Raw genomic sequence first — 19,537 nt, 5'->3', positions numbered from 1 at the left:
CTCAACTTCAGGTGGCAGCCAACTGCCTCAACCTGCGACTCAACCCAGGCGTCGTGCCCGTAACTCGCTTGAACGCCCGACTGAAGGCCGCCTGAGACGTATAGCCCAACCGCTGCGCGACCTCTTCAATAGGTACTCTTTCCAGCGTGAGCCACTGGCTGGCAAGCCGCATTCGCACTTCGGTAACGTAGCGCAGTGGGCTCATGCCAATCGTCAGTTGGAAGCGCTCGGCAAAGACCGAGCGGGAGGTATTGCATTGCTCCGCCAACTGCTCGACGGTCCAGTCTCGGCCCGGTTGCTGATGAAGCGCCAGAAGTGCACCTGCCAGCCGAGGATCGCGCAGAGCGGCAACCAGGCCGGAGGCGTTGCCGCAGGCGCACTCGACCCAACCGCGAACGACCATGGCGGCGACCACATCGGCCAATCGCGCGAGGATGCCGGCGAAGCCAACGCGTGCGGCGCTGACCTCGCGCTCCATGGTGGTGAGAATAGGCACCAGCCCGGGGTAACGCTGGCCGCCGGCATCAATAAGCATCAGGCCAGGCATCAGCTTGCCAAGGCCATGGAGGCTGCCCAATTCGAATTCCATGCATCCACTGAACAAAAGCGTGGTCGGCATGGAGCCGGGATCGGTTCCGGTGTCCACCGCGCTTACGGTTTCGCCGAGAGGCTCGCCGTCCAGCAGATCAATGTCCTGCACGGGTACCTGCGTATGCGAGAGCAAGTGATGGGCCGCGCCATGGCAGATGAAAACGGCGTTACCGGCGGACAGCGCATAGGTCGTCCCGTCTTCCATACGTAGCACCGCGTTGCCGACCGCCAGGAAGTGGAACCAAGCATGCCCGGGTTTGGCAGCAAAGGCCAAGCCGAAGGCTGGGCCCGCCTGGATACGGCGGTACTCGACACCGCGCAGGCGCATGCCGCGCAACAGCTCGTTGATGAGGTCGGAAGAAAGGGCAAATTGGTCTGTCGACATCGATCCGGTGTTTTAATCAAAAAGTTGAGTTTTTCGATCATAGATCATCCGGATTCTCGCGCCTAGACTACCGGTCGCAATTGAAGATTGGGAGATCCATGAAGTGACTGACCTTATATGCAATGCCTTACCCGACAGCCGTCGCGGCGCCGCGCCGTATGCAGAACCCATAACTCCAGCGTGGATGGCCGTATTCTCGTTGGCGATGGGCGTGTTTGGCTTGCTGACCGCTGAGTACCTTCCGGCCAGCCTGTTGACGCCGATGGCAACCGAGCTGGGGGTGTCCGAAGCGCTGGCTGGCCAAGCGGTAACGGTGACAGCGGTGGTGGCGCTGTTCGCTGGCCTGTTGGTGCCAGGCCTGACTCGAAGTATCGATCGGCGCTGGGTGTTGCTGGGGTTTTCCACGTTGATGATCGCATCCAACCTGCTGGTCGCCGTTTCCTCCAGTTTCGCGGTGCTGTTGTTGATGCGTATCTTGCTCGGCATCGCGCTTGGTGGGTTTTGGAGCATGGCGGCAGCGGTGGCGATGCGCTTGGTGCCCGTGGCTTTGTTGCCGCGAGCGCTCTCGATCATTTTCAGCGGCATCGCCGTCGGGACGGTGGTCGCGGTCCCGCTGGGTAGTTATCTGGGCGGGCTCTATGGCTGGCGCAGCGCGTTCTTTGCAGCGGCGGCGGTGGGGGTGGTGACCCTGGTTTTCCAGTCGCTTACGCTGCCGAGTCTTGCGCCACGTCAGCCGGCACGCCTGCGTACGGTGCTTGAAGTGTTGCAGCGCCCAGGCATTGCTATGGGGATGTTCGGTTGTGTGCTGGTGCACAGCGGCCACTTCGCGATGTTCACGTATATTCGGCCATTCCTCGAAGATACGACCGGCATTGGCCCGCAGGGCCTGTCGCTGATGTTGCTGGGTTTTGGTGTAGCGAACTTTGTCGGCACGTTGGTGGCCGGGTGGATGCTCACTCGTCACCCATTGGCCACCCTGGTGTTGATGCCAGCGTTGGTAGGCGTTGCGGCACTGGCGCTGGTCTTGTTGCCAGCTTCGGTGCCAGGGCAGGCTGTACTGCTGGCGGTCTGGGGCCTGGCCTTTGGGGGTGTGCCGGTGGCATGGTCGAACTGGGTTGCCAGCGCGGTCCCTGATCAAGCGGAGAGCGCTGGAGGCATGGTGGTAGCGTCTGTGCAGTCGGCCATCGCCACAGGCGCAGCAGCGGGTGGGGCAATGTTCAGCCTCGGTGGCAGCGCAGGCGTATTCGTGGCGGCGGCCGTGCTGATGCTGCTGGCCGCGTTGCTGATTGCACTGCGTGTGCGAGTTCCTGCGGTAGATGGAGCTGTGCTGAAAGGGGTTTTGCCTTGATGGGCATTTTCGTCACAGTGTTATCTCGCTACCTGTACCAGCGGCCACGGCTGGTAAATGGGCTGAACGTGGGCCCAGGCCTCACGTTTGTCGCATCTGGCGTTTCGATTGCGGCATTGAGTCAAAAGCGTACGCCGCTGGAGTGACTCGTCGGCAGCCTCAGTTATCCATCTCAGCAATCTCTATCTTACGCCGTACAGACTCCGAACCAGCAGCCCGCCGCACCGCAGCCACCCCAGCAACCGGCTCAACCTTGACCACCGGCGCCGGTTGAAACCACACCGGCCACGAGCTGCGGTGGCGGTTCTTGACTTCGACGCAAGGGATCAATCGCTCGCGCAGCACATCGGTCTCGCCCACAGTCTTCGCCACGCGGTACTTCACGCCATGCACGCACTCGCGATCACCGAACTCGCAGCGGTTCAGCGAGGTGCCGCCGCAGGGGCCGTTGGCGAGACCTTTGGGGCAGGATTCTGGGCAGATATAAAGCGTGTCTTGCAGGCGACAACTGCCGCAGGTGTCGCAACCCACCAAGGGCCTTTTGACGCCGCGCTCAAGGCCATGCAGCAGGCGTGCGGCGCCAGGTGTCGCCCACAAAGGTCTGGTCACCGCCCAGCCAAACGCACGACTGGCCCAGTTCTCGTGGTCGAACAAAAACCCGTGCATGCCCGACAACAAGCGATAGCGAACCCGCTCCCGCGGGCTGGCGCTGACCCGTGACTGGCCAAGCCTCCAGTCCGCGCCGGGCGGGGTGAAGGTCACTGCGGGCAGGTCCGGCATCTGCCAGCTGGCAGTCCAGGCAGGCGCCCATTGTTCAAGGGTGTAAACACTTGCCAGCACTTGCCCCAGTTCACGCTCGAGCGTTTGCAACTGGGCAAGCTCATGCACTCCGGACAGGTGCACGCCGGCATAGCCCATCAATTTCAAACCGACCACCTGCAACGCCAGCCGCTGAATACTGCGCGCCTGGGCATACGCTTTGGACACTGCCAGCTCAGCCGCGAGCACGTCGCGCATGGACGGAGTGACGACGGCGCCGGCAACGTGTTCGAGCATCTGCGCGCGCCCGTGGGTGAGCGCCATAAGGCAGGCGATCAGCGGTTTCGGTGTGCGCTGACGAGCCATCCACTGCAGCGCTTCCTGATGTTTTTGATCGTCGTAGCCGAGCTGCAGGGTGAGGAAGTCAGCACCGGCACTGAGCTTTTTCTCTGCCTTGAGATACTGCGCAGCGCCTTCTTCTTCACGGTACTTGAACGGGTTCAGGGCTGCACCGAGCAGCCAGTTGGGGCGGGCCTGGCGGGCGATCTGCAGGGCGGGGACGGACTCGAGGTAGCGCACCGGCTGTTGGCCGGGCGTGTGCCCGGGCAAGCGGTCGCCGGTGAGTATCAGCAACTGGTCGAGGCCGGCGGCATCCATGTGTTGCAGCTGGCTGAGCAGGTCATGGCGCTCACGGGCCTTACCGGAGAAATGCAGCAGGGCGGGTACGGGTGTGGCGAGCGAATTGAAGGCGTCCAGCGGTGACATATCTAACGGGCTGCCGACGCGGTCGCCGATGGACACGGTCAGTGGCCAGCCGCACAGCTGTTTGCGGGCCATGATCGCTTCAAGCGCGGCGAAGCGCTCGGCAGAGGGCTTGGGCACGAATTCCATGATGCAGACGAAGGCGTGCTCATGCAGCGCGGTTTTCAGCAGGCTCATGCGGGGCTCGGCAGCGGCAGTGGATCTGGCCGGCATTGTGCGGCAGATGGGTGAGGTTGGCTTGTCTGATTGCGCTGGTGACAGGTGTGGAAAAGACATGCCATGGCGCGGCTGGGCCAATCTCAAGTCGGTGTACGTCAAAGCGCTGTATGAGAATTTCTTGAGATGATCATAAATTATATGAGTTTGTCTCAGCATCGCATCTCCCACAGACTTGCCCCATTGAAATTCAACGGCAAGGAACACCTCTCATGGCACTGGCACACAATCTCGGCTTTCCACGCATCGGCTGCGATCCCGAACTGAAGAAGGCCCAGCAGGCGTTCCTCACGGGCGCGCTGGATGAAGCCGGCCTGCGTGCGGTGGGCCGTGAGTTGCGTGCCAAGCACTGGCAGCTGCAGACAGACGCAGGCATCGAGCTGCTGCCAGTCAGCGACCACGCGCTGGAGCTGACACAGTGGTTCGACCGCAACAGCCACCACCTGGCCCCGCAGCTCAGCGTTGATCAGCAGTTCGCTTTGAACTGGGAGCAACTGCTTGAAGAGGTAAACGAGGCCAAAGCGCTCGGCCATGCGGTCAAGCCAGTCGTGCTCGGCCCGCTGACTTACCTGTGGCTGGGTGAATGCCAAGGTGGCGACTTCGACAAACTGGACTTGCTCGATCGCCTGCTGCCGCTGTACGACCAGATCCTCAACCAGCTGGCTGCGCAAGGTGTGGAGTGGGTACAGATCGACGAACCGATCCTGGCGCTGGAACTGCCACAGTCCTGGAAGAATGCCTACGAGCGGGTTTACAACATCCTTCAGCGTGCGCCGCTGAAAAAGCTGGTCGCGACCTACTTTGGCGGCCTGAACGCCAACCTCGGCCTGGCCGCCAATCTCCCGGTCGACGGCCTGCACATCGACCTGGTGCAGGCCCCTGAACAATTCCCGACCATTCTTGATCGCCTGCCGGCGTACAAGGTGCTTTCGCTGGGCGTAGTCAGTGGCCGCAACAGCGGGCACTGGAACCTGGACGACGCGCTGCACGTACTGCGCCTCGCCGCCGAGCGCCTGGGCGACCGGTTGTGGGTCGCGCCATCGTGCCCACTGCTGCATAGCGCTGACGAGCAAGACGATGCCGAGCGCAACAATGAGCTCGCCCTCGCCGCTGACAAGTGCCAGCAGGTAGCACTGCTGACCAAGGCGCTCAACCAATCGGACTTAGCCCAGGCTCGCGCCGCGTAGCAGGCGAGCCACTGTTCATATCCAGATACAACCTGGCTTTGCCGCACCTGCCGAGTTCTGTTTCGATGCCGCTCGGCCATCCGGCCTACAGGGAGTGTTGGGATGAAAGTTCTGGTGGTGGGTGCCAGCAAAGGGCTGGGCAAGGCATTGATCGACGGGCTGGGAGCAACGGGCGATACGCTGATCGGGGTGTCACGCACGCAGCCTGAACCGTTGCCGGTTCGCGATGGCATTGCAGTGCAGTGGATCGCAGCGGACATGGGCCAGCCCAAGTTGGCGGCGCAGCAGATTGCACATGCAGTAGAGGCGGGCGGTATCGATGCCCTGATCTACAACCTTGGTTTGTGGGAGACGCAGGCGTTCGAAGCCGGCTACAGTTTTTCAAGCGACGATGATGAGCAGCTGGAGCACATGGTCAGCTGCAATATCACCGCGACAATCCTGCTGATCAAACGTCTGCTGCCGGTTCTGTTACGCAGCCAAGCGCCGCGAATCATCCTCACCGGCTCGACCTCCGGCCTGAGTCAGAGCGGTCGCCCTGAAGTTACCTTTGGCGCATCGAAATTCGCCTTGCGCGGTATCGCCGAAGCGCTGCGCGAAGGCTACCGAGATCAACAGCTCGGCGTCACCTGCCTCAATCTTGGCTATCTGAATACCGAAGATGGCCTTGAAGTGCCGTTGGCCGAAGCCGCAGCACGCGGTGCAGGGGAGTTGATTCCGGTGCACGATGTGGTGCTGATGGTGCGCACATTGCTCAGCTTGTCGCCAGCCAGCTACGTACGTGAGCTGACTCTGCCAGCCATCGCTGACGAGCGCTTCTGAACCTTCTTGAGCAGCCAGGCTGCCGGCACACGCCGCCAGCCCGGTTCACACATCGCCAACCTAGCGCTCGATCGCCAGCGCCACGCCCTGACCACCACCGATGCACAGGGTCGCCAGGCCTTTTTTGGCATCACGCTTGATCATCTCGTGCAGCAGGGTTACCAGCACGCGGCAACCGGATGCACCAATCGGGTGACCGAGGGCAATGGCGCCGCCGTTGACGTTGACCTTGTCGGCATCCCATTCCAGCGACTTGCCCACCGCCAGCGCCTGCGCGGCGAAGGCTTCGTTGGCTTCGATCAAGTCCAGATCGGCCAACTGCCAGCCGGCCTTGGCCAGGCAGCGCTGGGTTGCCGACACCGGGCCAATGCCCATGATCGCCGGGTCAACCCCAGCACTGGCGTAGCTGGCAATCCTGGCCAGCACCGGCAGGCCCAGCTCGGTGGCTTTGGCCGCGCTCATCAGCAGTACCGCCGCTGCGCCGTCGTTGAGGCTGGAGGCGTTGCCGGCGGTGACGCTGCCGTCTTTCTTGAACGCCGGGCGCAGTTTGGCCAGTGCTTCGGCGGTGGATTCGGGGCGGGGTTGCTCGTCGCGCTCGACCACCTTTGGCTCGCCCTTTTTCTGCGGCAGCACGATGGGTGTGATCTCGTCCTTGAAACGCCCGGCTTCGATGGCGGCGACGGCCTTGCGCTGGGATTCGGCGGCAAAGGCGTCCTGCTGCTCACGGCTGATGTCGAACTTGTCGACCAGGTTCTCGGCAGTGATGCCCATGTGGTAATCGTTGAAGGCGTCCCACAGGCCGTCGCTGATCATGCTGTCGATCAACTGGCCGTGGCCCATGCGCTGACCGGTGCGGGCCGAGGGCATGACGTAGGGCGCCAGGCTCATGTTCTCCTGGCCGCCGGCGATCACTACTTCGGCATCGCCGCAGCGGATCGCCTGGGTCGCCAGGTGCAGGGCCTTGAGGCCCGAGCCGCAGACTTTGTTCAGGGTCAGCGCCGGCACGCTGAACGGCAGGCCGGCTTTGACCGCAGCCTGACGCGCCGGGTTTTGCCCGGCACCGGCGGTCAGCACCTGGCCAAGGATCACCTCGTCGACTTGTGCTGGGTCGAGCCCGGTCTGTTCGAGCAGGCGCTTGATTACTGCTGCGCCCAGATCGACGGCCGGCACGCTGGCCAGAGCGCCCTGGAAACTGCCGATGGCGGTGCGGGTGGCGGCGACGATGACGACTTCATGCATGTTGTTGTTCTCCGATGAAGGTAGCGCGACGAGGCGACGCAGTGTCACCCAGCATCGGTGCAAACGGTTCATTTGTTAAGTTTGTTTTTCTTTGCCATTGATCTGGAAAGCAAATCAATCACTCCTTCAAACGGCCGGACACTGATGAGTGACGCAGTGAATGCCTCCGCGACCATCGGCAATGGCGTCAATGTTGAGCTGCACGGGGCAAGGGGCTGAACTTCTCTGATCCGGGCTTGCTCCTGGATGCTGCCTGCGAGGGCCTGGGCGTGGCCTTGGTCAGCCAGTTGCTGGCCCAGCGCGCAGCGGTGCAGGGTTTACTGCAGGCGTTGTCGGCGCAGCGGGTCAGGGGCCCGGCGTGGGGCGTGCCTGGTGCACCTCGACAGCCAGGATGACCCGCTGGCGCGGGCGTTCATGCGGTGGCTGCGTGAGCAGCTGGGGCGATCTGCGGTTGGAACCACCCCCCGTCAGCCCGTAATATGTGTCGGATAACTTGCGGGGGTAGTCTCACCCTCAGATCAAACGGAACCGGCCCGCGCGGCGCGGCTCCCTAGCCTAAACCTGACGAGGTACAGACATTGGCCATCATTCATCCCAAGGTTCGCGGTTTCATCTGCACCACGACCCATCCGAAGGGCTGCGAGCTCAACGTCCGTGACCAGATCGAAGCCACCCGCAAGCTGGGCGTGCGCGATGATGGTCCGAAAAAGGTCTTGGTGATCGGTGCTTCCAGCGGCTACGGCCTGGCAGCACGCATCACTGCAGCCTTCGGCTTCAAAGCCGATACCCTCGGCGTGTTCTTCGAAAAGCCAGGCACCGAAACCAAGCCAGGCACCGCCGGCTGGTACAACGCTGCTGCATTCGACAAGTTCGCCAAGGCTGAAGGCCTGTACAGCAAGTCGATCAACGGTGACGCCTTCTCCGATGAAGCCCGCGCCAAGGTCATCGAGCTGATCAAGAACGAAATGGGCGGCAAGGTTGACCTGGTCATCTACTCGCTGGCCTCGCCTGTGCGCAAGCTGCCACAGACTGGCGAAGTGATTCGCTCGTCGCTCAAACCAATCGGCCAGCCGTACAAGTCGACTGCCATCGACACCAACAAAGACGTGATCACCGAAGCCTCGATCGAGCCGGCCACCGAGCAGGAAATCGCCGACACCATCACCGTCATGGGTGGTCAGGACTGGCAGTTGTGGATCGACGCTCTGGCTGATGCCGGCGTGCTGGCCGAGCAGGCGCGTACCGTCGCGTTCAGCTACATCGGCACCGAAATCACCTGGCCGATCTACTGGCACGGTGCACTGGGCAAGGCCAAGCAGGACCTGGACGACACTGCCCTGCGCCTGGACCAGAAGCTCGCCAGCGAGATCAAGGGCGGCGCCAACGTTGCCGTGCTCAAGTCGGTGGTCACCCAGGCCAGCTCGGCGATCCCGGTAATGCCGCTGTACCTGTCGATGGTGTTCAAGATCATGCAGGAAAAGGGTCTGCACGAAGGCACCCAGGACCAGCTCGATCGCATGTTCCGCGACCGCTTGTTCCGAGAAGACGGCGCGCCGGCTGAAGTCGACGAAAAAGGCCGCCTGCGCCTGGACGACTGGGAACTGCGCGACGATGTCCAGGACGCGTGCAAGGCCCTGTGGCCACAAGTGACCACCGAGAACCTGTTCGAAATGACCGACTACGCCGGTTACAAGAAGCAGTTCCTCAACCTGTTCGGCTTCGAGCGCGCTGACGTCGACTACGACGCAGACGTGGCGACCGACGTCCAGTTCGACTGCGTTCAGCTGTAATCTGCAAAGCGTGTGTTTGGTGATGGCGTGGGGCTGAAATTTTGCTAGCGTGAGCGGACCCCAACAAAGAGCCCGCCATGAGCAGCCTGACCCAACCCGCCAGCGCCCTGCGCCACAAAGCCGCCGATGGCTACAGCCTCGGCGGTTTTGTCTGGCGCCATGCTCGACCTGATCCCCAGCGCCCGCTGGTGATCATCAACCCGGCCACTTCGGTGCGCTGCGCTTACTACTCGCGTTTTGCCGACTACCTGTTTGCCCAGGGCTGCGATGTGCTGTGCTTCGATTATCGCGGCATCGGCGAATCACGGCCGCCGTCGTTGCGTGGCTTCACGGCGTCATGGAGCGATTGGGGGCAACTGGATTTCGAGGCAATGCTGCAGTATGCGGCCGAGCACTTCCCCAGGCAGCCAGTGGATGTGGTCGGGCACAGCTTCGGCGGTTGGGCGGTAGGCCTGGCGCCCTCGGCGCAGAAGGTGCGGCGGGTGGTGATGGTCGGTGCGCAGTTTGCCTATTGGCGCGACTATGCCGTGGCGCAGCGCTGGCGCTTGTTGGCTAAATGGCATGTGGCAATGCCGCTGCTGACCAAGGTGATGGGCTATTTCCCGGGCAAGCGCCTGGGTTGGCTGGAAGATACCCCGGCCGGGGTTGTCGCTGACTGGAGTACGCCCACGCCTGCGTACGAACAGCGTCCTAGCGGGCGCTTGCTGGCGGCTAAGCCATTCGCTCAGGTGCGCGCGGCAACATTGGCGATCAGCTTGAGCGATGACCCGTTCGGTACGGTGGCTGCTACCGAGCGTTTACTGGCTTATCTGAGCGAGGCGCAACCCGCGCATCTGCGGATTGCCCCGGCAGACCTACGCGTCGCCGAGATCGGCCACTTTGCCTTCTTTCATGACCGATTCAGGCAGACGCTGTGGCCGATTGCACTGGAATGGTTGCAACACGGCCAGCTGTCACCGAGCACGCCCGGCCAGCGGCTGCGCTGACGCCGCAAGCAAAGGGGCTACGCAGGCAGCCCCATTGTCATCAAGCCAGGCGCTTGAGCGGCTGCTGGGCGAACTTCACCCCAGCCAGGCCATACGCGATCAACGCACGGATATTGCCGTGGTCGCTGCCATCTGGCGTGGCGACCACGCTGCGGTAATGCTCACCAAAGGCCAGCAACGCTTCGCGGTCGCTCAAGCCTTCCAGCGCGGCCATGCCGAGGGTCTTGCACGAGCCTTCGTTCTGCCCGGCGGCGTTTTCCACGTTACCGTTAGTAAACGCCTGCGGCTGATAGCTGTAGTGCTCGGCGATGAAGGCAAGGGTGTCGGCAAAGGCGTGTTCGCCGCTTTCGAGGCTGGCGCGCAGGGTGTTCAAGTCAGTCACGGGGTTTTCCTTGTTCGAACGCCGCTTGCTGTTCGGCGCTGGCTTCTTTCTGGTATTGGGCTTTCCATTCGGCGTAGGGCATGCCGTACACCGCTTCGCGGGCGTCATCCAGGCTGATCTCGACCTGCTGCTCATCGGCAGCCGCCTTGTACCACTTGGACAGGCAGTTGCGGCAGAAACCGGACAGGTTCATCAGGTCGATGTTCTGCACGTCGGTGCGTTTTTGCAGGTGATCGACCAGCCGGCGAAACGCGGCGGCCTCGAGTTCGAGCTGTTGTTGTGGGGTCATGGGCTTCTCTCAGATCATGCGGTTCTTCAGGTGGCGGCCACCGTTGATGACCACCTGGCTGCCGGTGCTGTAGTGGCTGTCGAGCAGGTACTTGACAGCCTCGATCAGCGGCCCGGCGCCGGGTTCGAATTCCAGCAGGGCTTTTTTCAGGGTCTGCTGGCGGTAGGCTTCGTCGCCGCCTTCCTTGAGGATCAACAACCCCGGCAGGATACCGTTGACGCGCACCGTCGGCGCGTACTTTTCGGCAAACGACAACACCATGTTCTGCAGCGCGGCCTTGGTCGCGGCGTAGCCGATATGGCTCTTGCTGCCGCGCGAGGAGGTTTCGTCACAGATGTGGATGATGTCGGCCTTGTCGACCTTGCGCAGCATGTCGCCCAGGGCCAGGTTGAGGTGATAGGGCGCCTCGACGTGCAGGCGGAACATCAGCTCAAGATTGACCAGGTCGTCATCCAGCCACACCGAGGCGTTGTGGATGATCGCCCGCAGGCCGTCGTAGTGGCTGCTCAAGTGATCGATCAGGGCGTCGCGGTCGGCCTGCTGGCACAGATCGGCGCGAAACTGGACGATGTTGGGGTGCGCAGATTGCGCATGGACATGGCGACTGGCAGCGACCACCGTATGGCCGGCCTGTGCCAGTTCAAGTGCCAGAGCCAGCCCTACGCGTTGGCTGGCTCCGGTGATCAGAATGGGGCTGTTCATGTTCAGGGCGGTCTACTTGTGTGCAGGCAGTGATGCCCCAGCATACCCGAACTGCTTCCCTCTGGGGTGCGCCTCAGCGGCTGCGCAGCCCGCGCGTGGGCTCTGCGCTGGCGGCTGGCGCCGGGTGTAGCCAGCTGGCCAGCAGCCGCGTCGACAGCGGGATGAATACATAGACCATGACTGGCGTCAGGCCCAACGTGCTGAGCAGCACCCGTGGCAGCAGGTCGAGTGCGCCGAGCCAGTGGCCGAAGATCAGGTTGAACAATAGCGAGACCGGGAAGAACGCCAGCCAGATTGCCACGGCCTGCTTCCAGCGCGGCGGCTTTTGCACTGTATTGGCGCCGAACCAGTCGTCGATGCCGCTGACGCGCTGCTCCCTGGGGCGTTCGAACAGGCCGTCGCCGCGTTGCAGCCAGGCGCGGCGCGAGGCCGAATGCTCCCAGGCGTGCATGGTCTGCTCGCTGGTGAAACGGAATATGATCTGGAATTCGTCGCCATCACCGGGCGGGGCGAGGATGCCCGAGCCAAGGTAGCCGGTGAAGTCAGTGGCCAGCTGCTCGCCTTCATGCAGCCAGGTCAGCAGGTCCTGGTAGCGGCCATGGGCGGCGCGGCGCGACACCATCAGGGTTACGGGTGGGGTAGACATTGTGTATCTCCTGGCGACAGGGCTGGCGGGTAGCCGGCCCTTAGGCTTGCGCGCCCGGGGTGGTGGGCGACGCAGGCATGCATGCAAGAATCAGGCGCGGATTATCGCGGATAAACTGTGACTCGTCAGTGTCAGCGGGCGAACGGTTGGTTATTTGTTTGCCCGTCCCGGCGTAGAATGTGCTTTGTTTAATCAAATCCGGGTTTTCACCACGCATGAACGAGCAGGCACTCCCTATAGCCGATCTGGACCACCAAGAGCTGTTTCCAATCCGCGAGGTTTCGCGCCTGACCGGGGTCAACCCGGTGACGCTACGTGCCTGGGAGCGTCGTTACGGCCTGATCCAGCCAACTCGCACCGACAGCGGCCACCGCTTGTACTCGCAGGCCGACGTCGACGCGGTACGCAGCATTCTCGGCTGGCTTGAGCGCGGCGTGGCGGTGAGCAAGGTCGGCAGCATTCTCGCCCGTGGCCAGGCGCTGGCGCAGGACAGCAGTGCTGCAAGCAATGCCGATGACCTGGCCAGGTGGCGTACCCAGGTGCGCGAGGCAGTACAGTGCTTTGACGGCGCTGGGCTCGATCGTTTGTTCGATCAGGTATTTGCCAGTACTACCCAGGAGCAGGTCTTCAACGACATATTCATGCCGGTTTGGCACACGCTGCGCGCGGCGCCGCGCGGTTTTGGTCATGCCAGTGAGTGGGGTTTTCTCGACCAGTTCTTGCGCGGGCGGGTGCTGATGCGCCTCCAGCTGGCGCGGGCACCGCGGCGCCAGCGCGTCGTGCTGGCGCCGCTGTCAACCGCGTTGCAGGAGCTGGAGTTGCTGGTGGCCGGGCTGCTGCTCGGCAGCGAAGAAATCGGCGTGGTACTGCTGCCGGCCAGTCAGCCGCTGCAGGAGCTGGCGCTGATCTGTCGGCAGCTGGAGCCGGATGCGGTGGTGCTGTTCTCCAATCAGCGGCCAACTGCCGAGTTGGGTAAGCGCCTGGCACGTTTGGGCTTGGGTTGCCCGTTACTGCTGGCAGGGGAGGCGGCGGAGTTTGCTCACGACACGCTGGCCGGCAGTGCGGTGGTCTGCCTGGGAGCCGAGGTCAGCCTGATGCGCCGACGCTTGCGCCAGTATCTGGCCGGTCAGCTCGATACTTGAAGCTTAAGCGTGCAGTTCGGGATGGGCGCTGCGGTGGGCCTGGAGGATGTATTCGCGCAAGCGCTCGATCTCTTCTGCCGGGCTGCGGCTGAGGTCGTACGCGGCTAGGTTTGCACCGATACGCCGCCGCAGCACGCCGTGCAGGCCGATCGGCGCAATGCCGTCAGGGGCAAAGCTCAGGTCGAAGCGCTTGGGCGCCTGTTTCAGGCCGCGCACTTCAAGCAACACACCCTTGAACGAGATGTCCCGGACCCACAGGTTGCTGCGTTTGTCTTTGCTTTCAAGCAGCGCCGAGGGTTCTTCGAGTGACAAGCGCCACGGGCGTAATTGCGGGCCGTCTTCGTAGATTTCCGGAGAGCCGAGTTGCAGATGCAGGGCGTGGAATTCGTCTTCGACCAGTTGCAGCGGAAAGCTGATCTGCTGGTTGTTGAAATGCGCCTGCAAGGTAACCTGATCACTGGCCGCAAGGCGCGTCAGCAAGGTCTGCAACTGGCGATCGCCGTTGACCAGCAGACCGGACATAGGGTCAGCCAAGTTCAGCTGCGGCGAATGCTGCAAATCTTGGATGAAGCTCATCTCGGCCTGAGTGAGCAGGGTATCTGCTTGCATGGTCGCATCCGAATGTGGCGATTTTTTCAACAGTGACAGGATGGACAGCGGCGGCGGCGGTTGGTTCATTTAAGCAGCTCGGATTTCAGATCGGCGAGCTGCGCCTGGCATTGTTCCAGGCTGCGCTGCAGTTCGACCTGGCGGCTGACGTCCTTCTGGATGCCAATGAAATAGCGGCGCTGGTCGGCTTCGTTGTACACCGGCGTGATAGACAACTCATTCCAGAACCGGCTGCCGTCCTTGCGGTAGTTGAGCAACACTTCGCGGCACGGTTTGCCGTCGAGCATGGCCTTGCGGATGCGTGCGCGGGCCAGTTGGTCGCGGTCATTGCCCTGCAGAAAGCGGCAGTCCTGATAGAGGATTTCGTCGCGACTGAAGCCGGTCAGGCGCTCGAAGGCGGCGTTCACGTAGATTAGGATGGTGTCGTCACCTTCCTGTTCACAGACCACGATGCCGTCATTGGAGGCATCGACCATCGATTGCAGCAGTTGAGCGTTGATCATGTGCGGACCAGAGATTGAATAGCGGCGACTTACGCCTCAAGCGGCCTTTTGCCATTGCAGGATGCTAGTATCCTACGTTTTTACTCAGTTTCGGAATCCTCCCGCAGATGAAAGTCGTCATTATTTCCGGTTCAGTGTACGGCACCGCCGAAGAAGTTGCCCGTCATGCCGAGGCGTTGCTCAAAGCCGCTGGCCTTGAAGCCTGGTACGCGGCGCGGGCCAGCCTGGCCGACATCGAAGGCTTTGCCCCGCAAGCCCTGCTGGCTGTCACCTCGACTACCGGCATGGGTGAGCTGCCGGATAACCTTATGCCGCTGTTCTGCGCTATTCGCGACAGCCTGCCAGCGGCATGGCGCGGCCTGCCCGGCGCGGTGATCGGCCTGGGCGACTCCAGCTACGGCGACACCTACTGCGGCGGCGGCGAGCAGATGCGCGAGCTGTTTACCGAACTGGGTGTGCACGAAGTGCTGCCGATGCTGCGTCTGGATGCCAGCGAAACGGTCACCCCGGAGGCTGACGCCGAGCTGTGGTTGGCCGAGCTGGCCGCCGCACTGAAGGCCTAAGCTTGCTCGCGCAGCAATGCCAGCCAGGCTTGCGCTGCCCGTGACAGATACGCGCCGCGGCGCCAGATAAAGGCAATGTCCCAGCGCAGCGCCTCGGGTGCCAGTAATGGCAGACGGACCACCCCAGGGCGCTCCAGTGCGCGGGCAACCACCCGCGGCAGCAGCACCACGCCTTGGCCTGCTGCCACCAGTGCCGCGAGAAAGTCCGCCTGACCGCTGCGCCCGCCTTCCTTGGGGGTGAAACCCAGCTGCTGGCAGGCGCTGAGCAGGCGGTCGTTGAGGACGAAACTGCGCTGATAGAGCAAGAACGGCGTCTCGGCCAGTTGGCCCAGGTCAACCTCGGTCAAGCCTGCCAGGGCGTGTCCGGCGGGCAGTAGGGCATCCAGCGGCTCGTTGCAGAAGGGCTGAAAGGCGAAGCCATCGTCATTCGGCGTCAGGCTGCCGCCCAGCTCCAGCTCGCCGCTGCGTACCGCCTGCTCAATGGTGCGGCTGCCGCCTTCGAGCAGATGAATGACGATGTTCGGGTGGCGCCGCCGGTACTCGGCGAACAGCCCGGCAAACAGCGCATCACTGCCCAGCAGTGGCAGGCCCAGGCGCAGCTCGCCCCGGTGCATCTGGCTCAAATCATCCAGCTCGCTCAACAGCTCCTGGCGCTGGCGCAGCAGCGCTTCGCCGCGCTCAAGTACGATGCGCCCCGCGGCGGTCAGGTGCATCTGCGAGCCCTGCCGTTCGAGCAGTTGCTGGCCGATGTCATCCTCCAGCTGAGCCACCTGCTTGCTCACCGCTGATTGGCTGATATTCAGCGTCTGCGCGGCCTGGGTAAAACCACCGCGATGAACCACTTCGACAAAGCTGCGTAGCTGCTTGAATTCCATCACCTGAATTCCTTTTTGGAATGGCAGGCAGTCTAACAATTCGCTTCTGGCCTAGGCACGGCAAATTTACAATGGGCACCTGTCGAGGAGCCCATTGATGAACGCTGTATTGCTTAAAAAACTCACTCGGCTGATCTGCGAGCTGGCGGTGCTGTTTGCCTTGTTTCTGTTCGGCAGCCAGCTTGCAGCCTGGTCTGGCTGGCCCATTCCGGGTGGTGTGCTCGGCCTGGCCCTGCTCTTGATGCTGTTCGCCAGCGGCCTGCTGAAACCGGCCATGCTCCAGGCCGGTGCGGGCTGGCTGATGGCCGAAATGCTGTTGTTCTTCATTCCGGCGCTGATGAGCCTGCTCGATTACGGCAGCCTGCTGCGCGATGAAGGCTGGCGCATCCTCCTGGTGATCGCGGTGAGCACGCTGCTGGTAATGGTGGTCACTGCCGTGACGGTCGAGCTGGTGTGCCGCTGGAGCCTGCGACATGAGCCTTGAGCCGATGCCGCTGTTTTGGCTGGCGCTGACACTGGCCGCTTATCTAGGCAGCCGCTGGCTGTACCGGCGCAGCGGGCGTTACCTGCTGTCGCCGCTGATCCTGGTGCCGGCTTTGCTGCTGGCGGTGGCCGTGCCACTGCACACCGCCTATGCCGAGTACGCGCGCAATACCCATTGGCTGATGGCCGTGCTTGGCCCGGTGACGGTGGCCTTCGCCGTGCCCATCTGGCAGCAACGGGCGTTGCTCGCGCGGCATTGGCCGGCGTTGCTGCTGGGCATGCTGGCCGGCAGCTGCGTGTCGATCGGCAGCTCCTGGGGCCTGGCACACCTGTTGGCGCTGGACGAGGCAGTCAGCCTGTCGCTGCTGCCGCGCTCGATCACCACCCCGTTTGCCATGCCGCTGGCCCACGATCTGGGCGGCGTGCCGGAGCTTACTGCGGTGTTCGTGATGTTCACCGGGGTGCTCGGGGCGCTGTTCGGCGGCACCTTGCTGCGATGGTTGCCGTTGCGCACGCCACTGGCCCGTGGCGCGCTGTTTGGCGTCGGCGCACATGGCGCAGGTGTCAGTCGGGCGCAGGAAGTGGGCCGCGAAGAAGGTTCGGTTGCCGGCCTGGTCATGGTCCTGACCGGCTTGCTCAACCTGTTCGCCGCGCCATTGCTGGCGGCGTTGCTGTGACCGTTCGTGCCACTGACCTGTACGGTCATCAAGCTGGCTGCCAAGGCGAGTTCCGCCGATCGAGGCGCTGACTATGCTGTGCAGGACGCAACATAAAGAGCACATGTAAGTGCCAAGGTGACATGCAATGACCGCAGCCTTGCCGTATTCGACCCATGCAGCTTTGATCCAAGCTACTACTCCAGGACAACTCTGATGCCTTTGGCCGAAATTCCATTGTGCGTCTGGCGTACCCGGGGTCAGGATTTCTCATTCCGGGGCCAGAGCATCCGCTACTGGACGGCAGGGCAAGGCGAGCCTCTGCTGCTTCTCCACGGTTTCCCCACGGCCAGTTGGGACTGGCACTATTTATGGGGCCCATTGACCCAGCGCTTTCGCGTAGTGGCCTGCGACATGCTCGGCTTTGGCGACTCTGCCAAGCCGCTCGGCCATCGCTACAGTTTGATAGAGCAGGCCGATCTGCAGCAGGCCTTGCTTGCTCACTTGGGCATCGACGAGCCAGTGCACCTGCTCGCCCACGACTATGGCGGCAGCGTCGCTCAAGAGTTGCTCGCACGGCACTATGAGCAGCGCAGCAACATCGCCAGCTGTGTCTTCCTCAACAGCGCGCTGTTCCCCGAGCGTTGCCCGCTGCTGCTGGTGCAGAAGCTGTTGCTCAGCCCGCTTGGCTGGCTGATCGGCCGCTCGTTCGGCCGGGATGACCTGGTGCGTACCGTCACCCAGATCTATGGGCCCTGCACCCACCCCAGCGAAAGCGCTCTGGACGACAGCTGGAGCCTGATCACCGCCAACCGTGGCACGCATATCCTCCACCGGCTGATCAACTACGTGCATGAACGGCGCCAGCAGCGTGAGCGTTGGGTCGGCGCGCTGCAGGGTGATGGCGTGCGTTTGCGCCTGATCAACGGCTCGGTTGATCCACTGTGCGGTGCCCACATGGTCAACGCCTTCCGCCAGCTCGTCGTGGATGCCGATACGGTGCAGTTGCAGGGCATTGGTCATTACCCGCACATCGAAGCGCCGGTGCAGGTGTTGCGCCATTACCTGAGCTTTCGCGAGCAGCCGTTGAGCTTTGTACCGCAGAAAGTGGCCTGGTGTTGATGGGGCCGCCGGGCTGAAAAACAAAAAACCGATGTCAGCGAACTGACATCGGTTTTTCATGCAGCCTGGTTTTCAAGAACAAAAAGCGACAGGCTGGATCACGCGTGGATCAGTTGCCGTAAACCGGCAGCTTTTTGCAGATGGCCTTGACCTTCTCACGTACCGCGTCGATCACGGCCTGGTTGTTCAGGTCGGCGAGGATGTCGCAGATCCAGCCAGCCAGCTCGCGGCATTCGGTTTCCTTGAAGCCGCGGGTGGTCACAGCCGGGGTGCCGAAGCGCAGGCCCGAGGTGACGAACGGCGAACGTGGATCGTTCGGTACCGAGTTCTTGTTGACGGTGATGAAAGCGTTGCCCAGGGCAGCGTCAGCATCTTTACCGGAGATGTCCTGCTTGATCAGCGAGAGCAGGAACAGGTGGTTTTGAGTACCGCCGGACACCACGTCGAAGCCGCGCTCGATGAACACCTCGGCCATGGCCTGGGCGTTTTTCACCACTTGCTGCTGGTAAGCCTTGAACTCAGGCTGCAGCGCTTCCTTGAAGCAGATCGCCTTGGCGGCGATGACGTGCTCGAGCGGGCCGCCCTGGGCGCCTGGGAACACTGCCGAGTTGAGTTTCTTCTCGATGTCGGCGTTGGCACGGGCCAGGATCAGGCCGCCACGTGGACCGCGCAGCGTCTTGTGGGTGGTGGTGGTGACTACGTCGGCGAACGGCACCGGGTTTGGGTACACGCCAGCGGCAACCAGGCCAGCAACGTGGGCCATGTCGACGAACAGGTAGGCACCGACCTTGTCGGCGATGGCGCGGAAGCGCGGGAAGTCGAGAACCTGCGAGTAGGCCGAGAAGCCGGCTACGATCATTTTCGGCTTGTGTTCAACAGCCAGGCGCTCGACTTCGTCGTAGTCGATCAGGCCATTGCCGTCGATGCCGTACTGCACGGCGTTGTACAGCTTGCCCGACGAGCTGACGCTGGCGCCGTGGGTCAGGTGACCGCCGTGAGCCAGGCTCATGCCCAGGATGGTGTCACCGGCCGACAGCAGGGCCAGGTAGACCGCAGCGTTGGCCTGGGAGCCGGCATGCGGCTGGACGTTGGCGTAATCGGCGCCGAACAGCTCTTTGGCGCGATCGATAGCCAGTTGCTCGACCACGTCGACGTATTCACAGCCGCCGTAGTAGCGCTTGCCTGGGTAGCCTTCGGCGTACTTGTTGGTCAGTACCGAACCTTGGGCTTCCATCACCGCGGGGCTGGTGTAGTTTTCCGAAGCGATCAGCTCGATATGCTCTTCCTGACGCTGAGCTTCTTGCTCCATGGCGGCAAAGAGATCGGCGTCGTACTTGGCAATGGTCAAATCACGGCTGAACATGGCGGTCCTCAAGGATCGGGGCTGAATTGGGTGTGCATTCTAACCGATTGGCCGAGGCGTGGCATATGAACTGGCGTCATGTCGCAGACCAATGCCATTCACGTCGTAAAATGACCG

The 19,537-nt window shown here is 62.6% G+C and carries 20 protein-coding genes and 3 pseudogenes; 12 read left to right on the top strand and 11 right to left on the bottom strand.

What is annotated here, in order from left to right; genetic code table 11:
• Window positions 1-7: 7 nt before the first annotated feature.
• Entirely contained in the window at window positions 8-976 is a 969-nt protein-coding gene (locus HU736_RS13935; protein WP_101316326.1) for an AraC family transcriptional regulator, read from the bottom strand.
• 184 nt (window positions 977-1,160) lie between these two features.
• Between HU736_RS13935 and HU736_RS13930 the strand changes: the two genes are divergently transcribed.
• Both HU736_RS13930 and HU736_RS21875 read left to right on the top strand, forming a co-directional pair.
• Complete coding sequence (locus HU736_RS13930) at window positions 1,161-2,324, top strand: MFS transporter (protein ID WP_189691837.1); 1,164 nt, start codon at window positions 1,161-1,163, stop codon at window positions 2,322-2,324.
• Window positions 2,312-2,470, top strand: a pseudogene (locus HU736_RS21875) (LysE family translocator); the annotation flags it as partial. The gene HU736_RS13930 and the pseudogene HU736_RS21875, both read left to right, overlap by 13 nt.
• Before the next feature lie 13 nt (window positions 2,471-2,483).
• Here the strand turns inward: HU736_RS21875 and HU736_RS13925 are convergent.
• A complete protein-coding gene (locus tag HU736_RS13925; protein WP_186701360.1) occupies window positions 2,484-4,022 on the bottom strand; it encodes a methylenetetrahydrofolate reductase C-terminal domain-containing protein in 1,539 nt (512 codons plus the stop codon).
• 251 nt (window positions 4,023-4,273) lie between these two features.
• Between HU736_RS13925 and HU736_RS13920 the strand changes: the two are divergent.
• Window positions 4,274-5,242: pseudogene (locus HU736_RS13920) on the top strand (5-methyltetrahydropteroyltriglutamate--homocysteine S-methyltransferase); the annotation flags it as partial.
• 108 nt (window positions 5,243-5,350) lie between these two features.
• Complete coding sequence (locus HU736_RS13915) at window positions 5,351-6,070, top strand: SDR family NAD(P)-dependent oxidoreductase (RefSeq protein ID WP_103435981.1); 720 nt, start codon at window positions 5,351-5,353, stop codon at window positions 6,068-6,070.
• A 60-nt stretch (window positions 6,071-6,130) separates the two neighbouring features.
• Here HU736_RS13915 and HU736_RS13910 read toward each other — a convergent pair whose 3' ends face one another.
• Window positions 6,131-7,309: an acetyl-CoA C-acetyltransferase gene (locus HU736_RS13910; protein ID WP_186701362.1), complete on the bottom strand. Its 1,179-nt coding sequence runs from the start codon at window positions 7,307-7,309 to the stop codon at window positions 6,131-6,133.
• A 203-nt stretch (window positions 7,310-7,512) separates the two neighbouring features.
• On the opposite strand from HU736_RS13910, the pseudogene HU736_RS21870 reads away from it, so the two are divergent.
• The 3 genes and pseudogenes from HU736_RS21870 to HU736_RS13900 all read left to right on the top strand — a co-directional run.
• A pseudogene (locus HU736_RS21870) lies at window positions 7,513-7,801 on the top strand (LysR substrate-binding domain-containing protein); the annotation flags it as partial.
• Between the two features lie 86 nt (window positions 7,802-7,887).
• Complete coding sequence (gene fabV, locus HU736_RS13905; protein ID WP_186701363.1) at window positions 7,888-9,099, top strand: enoyl-ACP reductase FabV; 1,212 nt, start codon at window positions 7,888-7,890, stop codon at window positions 9,097-9,099.
• Window positions 9,100-9,176: 77 nt separating this feature from the next.
• Entirely contained in the window at window positions 9,177-10,085 is a 909-nt protein-coding gene (locus HU736_RS13900) for an alpha/beta hydrolase family protein (protein WP_186701364.1), read from the top strand.
• Between the two features lie 40 nt (window positions 10,086-10,125).
• Here the strand turns inward: HU736_RS13900 and HU736_RS13895 are convergent, their stop codons facing one another.
• The 4 genes from HU736_RS13895 to HU736_RS13880 form a co-directional block, all read right to left on the bottom strand.
• Window positions 10,126-10,467, bottom strand: coding sequence for a HopJ type III effector protein (locus HU736_RS13895; RefSeq protein ID WP_186701365.1), 342 nt, complete (start codon window positions 10,465-10,467; stop codon window positions 10,126-10,128).
• Window positions 10,460-10,756, bottom strand: coding sequence for a DUF1244 domain-containing protein (locus tag HU736_RS13890; RefSeq protein WP_186701366.1), 297 nt, complete (start codon window positions 10,754-10,756; stop codon window positions 10,460-10,462). The genes HU736_RS13895 and HU736_RS13890 overlap by 8 nt, the downstream gene beginning before the upstream one ends.
• A 9-nt stretch (window positions 10,757-10,765) precedes the next feature.
• The gene (gene folM / locus HU736_RS13885) at window positions 10,766-11,458 is read right to left on the bottom strand and encodes a dihydromonapterin reductase (protein ID WP_186701367.1); all 693 of its coding nucleotides are present in this window, start codon (window positions 11,456-11,458) and stop codon (window positions 10,766-10,768) included.
• Between the two features lie 73 nt (window positions 11,459-11,531).
• Window positions 11,532-12,104, bottom strand: a complete 573-nt coding sequence (locus tag HU736_RS13880; RefSeq protein ID WP_103435988.1) for a putative antibiotic biosynthesis monooxygenase — start codon at window positions 12,102-12,104, stop codon at window positions 11,532-11,534.
• A 215-nt stretch (window positions 12,105-12,319) separates the two neighbouring features.
• Here HU736_RS13880 and HU736_RS13875 point away from each other — a divergent pair, with 215 nt between their 5' ends.
• A complete protein-coding gene (locus HU736_RS13875; protein ID WP_103435989.1) occupies window positions 12,320-13,246 on the top strand; it encodes a MerR family transcriptional regulator in 927 nt (308 codons plus the stop codon).
• Between the two features lie 3 nt (window positions 13,247-13,249).
• Here the strand turns inward: HU736_RS13875 and HU736_RS13870 are convergent, their stop codons facing one another.
• Together HU736_RS13870 and HU736_RS13865 are read right to left on the bottom strand one after the other, a co-directional pair.
• A complete protein-coding gene (locus HU736_RS13870) occupies window positions 13,250-13,855 on the bottom strand; it encodes a hypothetical protein (RefSeq protein WP_103438692.1) in 606 nt (201 codons plus the stop codon).
• A 65-nt stretch (window positions 13,856-13,920) separates the two neighbouring features.
• Window positions 13,921-14,358: a PAS domain-containing protein gene (locus tag HU736_RS13865; protein ID WP_103435990.1), complete on the bottom strand. Its 438-nt coding sequence runs from the start codon at window positions 14,356-14,358 to the stop codon at window positions 13,921-13,923.
• A 107-nt stretch (window positions 14,359-14,465) separates the two neighbouring features.
• Here HU736_RS13865 and HU736_RS13860 point away from each other — a divergent pair, with 107 nt between their 5' ends.
• Entirely contained in the window at window positions 14,466-14,921 is a 456-nt protein-coding gene (locus HU736_RS13860) for a flavodoxin (protein WP_186701368.1), read from the top strand.
• On the opposite strand, the gene HU736_RS13855 is transcribed toward HU736_RS13860, so the two are convergent.
• Window positions 14,918-15,796 carry a LysR family transcriptional regulator gene (locus tag HU736_RS13855; RefSeq protein WP_103435992.1) on the bottom strand — a complete coding sequence of 293 codons (879 nt, stop codon included), beginning with the start codon at window positions 15,794-15,796 and terminating at the stop codon, window positions 14,918-14,920. The genes HU736_RS13860 and HU736_RS13855 overlap by 4 nt on opposite strands.
• Window positions 15,797-15,893: 97 nt before the next feature.
• Here HU736_RS13855 and HU736_RS13850 point away from each other — a divergent pair, with 97 nt between their 5' ends.
• From HU736_RS13850 to HU736_RS13840, 3 genes are all read left to right on the top strand, one after another.
• Window positions 15,894-16,280 (top strand): CidA/LrgA family protein, encoded by a 387-nt coding sequence (locus HU736_RS13850; protein ID WP_186701369.1) that lies wholly within the window; start codon window positions 15,894-15,896, stop codon window positions 16,278-16,280.
• Complete coding sequence (locus HU736_RS13845; protein WP_186701370.1) at window positions 16,270-16,956, top strand: LrgB family protein; 687 nt, start codon at window positions 16,270-16,272, stop codon at window positions 16,954-16,956. Before HU736_RS13850 ends, HU736_RS13845 begins: the two co-directional genes overlap by 11 nt.
• Window positions 16,957-17,151: 195 nt before the next feature.
• Entirely contained in the window at window positions 17,152-18,057 is a 906-nt protein-coding gene (locus tag HU736_RS13840; protein ID WP_186701371.1) for an alpha/beta fold hydrolase, read from the top strand.
• 109 nt (window positions 18,058-18,166) lie between these two features.
• Here HU736_RS13840 and glyA read toward each other — a convergent pair whose 3' ends face one another.
• Entirely contained in the window at window positions 18,167-19,420 is a 1,254-nt protein-coding gene (gene glyA, locus HU736_RS13835; protein ID WP_101316367.1) for a serine hydroxymethyltransferase, read from the bottom strand.
• Window positions 19,421-19,537: the final 117 nt, after the last annotated feature.

Origin of the sequence: Pseudomonas shirazensis (genome assembly GCF_014268785.2) — a bacterium.
In the GTDB taxonomy this organism is placed as follows: Bacteria; Pseudomonadota; Gammaproteobacteria; order Pseudomonadales; family Pseudomonadaceae; genus Aquipseudomonas; species Aquipseudomonas shirazensis.
The sequence above is the reverse complement of the archived record's forward strand: the minus strand, read 5'-3'. Positions and strand labels throughout refer to the sequence as shown.

Excerpts from the sequence above, each read along its gene's own strand:
- HU736_RS13935 (WP_101316326.1), bottom strand. The coding sequence starts at position 976 with ATGTCGACAGACCAATTTGCCCTTTCTTCCGACCTCATCAACGAGCTG.
- HU736_RS13930 (WP_189691837.1), top strand. The coding sequence starts at position 1,161 with ATGGCCGTATTCTCGTTGGCGATGGGCGTGTTTGGCTTGCTGACCGCT.
- HU736_RS13925 (WP_186701360.1), bottom strand. The coding sequence starts at position 4,022 with ATGAGCCTGCTGAAAACCGCGCTGCATGAGCACGCCTTCGTCTGCATC.
- HU736_RS13915 (WP_103435981.1), top strand. The coding sequence starts at position 5,351 with ATGAAAGTTCTGGTGGTGGGTGCCAGCAAAGGGCTGGGCAAGGCATTG.
- HU736_RS13910 (WP_186701362.1), bottom strand. The coding sequence starts at position 7,309 with ATGCATGAAGTCGTCATCGTCGCCGCCACCCGCACCGCCATCGGCAGT.
- HU736_RS13900 (WP_186701364.1), top strand. The coding sequence starts at position 9,177 with ATGAGCAGCCTGACCCAACCCGCCAGCGCCCTGCGCCACAAAGCCGCC.
- HU736_RS13890 (WP_186701366.1), bottom strand. The coding sequence starts at position 10,756 with ATGACCCCACAACAACAGCTCGAACTCGAGGCCGCCGCGTTTCGCCGG.
- folM (WP_186701367.1), bottom strand. The coding sequence starts at position 11,458 with ATGAACAGCCCCATTCTGATCACCGGAGCCAGCCAACGCGTAGGGCTG.
- HU736_RS13880 (WP_103435988.1), bottom strand. The coding sequence starts at position 12,104 with ATGTCTACCCCACCCGTAACCCTGATGGTGTCGCGCCGCGCCGCCCAT.
- HU736_RS13875 (WP_103435989.1), top strand. The coding sequence starts at position 12,320 with ATGAACGAGCAGGCACTCCCTATAGCCGATCTGGACCACCAAGAGCTG.
- HU736_RS13870 (WP_103438692.1), bottom strand. The coding sequence starts at position 13,855 with ATGCAAGCAGATACCCTGCTCACTCAGGCCGAGATGAGCTTCATCCAA.
- HU736_RS13865 (WP_103435990.1), bottom strand. The coding sequence starts at position 14,358 with ATGATCAACGCTCAACTGCTGCAATCGATGGTCGATGCCTCCAATGAC.
- HU736_RS13860 (WP_186701368.1), top strand. The coding sequence starts at position 14,466 with ATGAAAGTCGTCATTATTTCCGGTTCAGTGTACGGCACCGCCGAAGAA.
- HU736_RS13855 (WP_103435992.1), bottom strand. The coding sequence starts at position 15,796 with ATGGAATTCAAGCAGCTACGCAGCTTTGTCGAAGTGGTTCATCGCGGT.
- HU736_RS13850 (WP_186701369.1), top strand. The coding sequence starts at position 15,894 with ATGAACGCTGTATTGCTTAAAAAACTCACTCGGCTGATCTGCGAGCTG.
- HU736_RS13845 (WP_186701370.1), top strand. The coding sequence starts at position 16,270 with ATGAGCCTTGAGCCGATGCCGCTGTTTTGGCTGGCGCTGACACTGGCC.
- HU736_RS13840 (WP_186701371.1), top strand. The coding sequence starts at position 17,152 with ATGCCTTTGGCCGAAATTCCATTGTGCGTCTGGCGTACCCGGGGTCAG.
- glyA (WP_101316367.1), bottom strand. The coding sequence starts at position 19,420 with ATGTTCAGCCGTGATTTGACCATTGCCAAGTACGACGCCGATCTCTTT.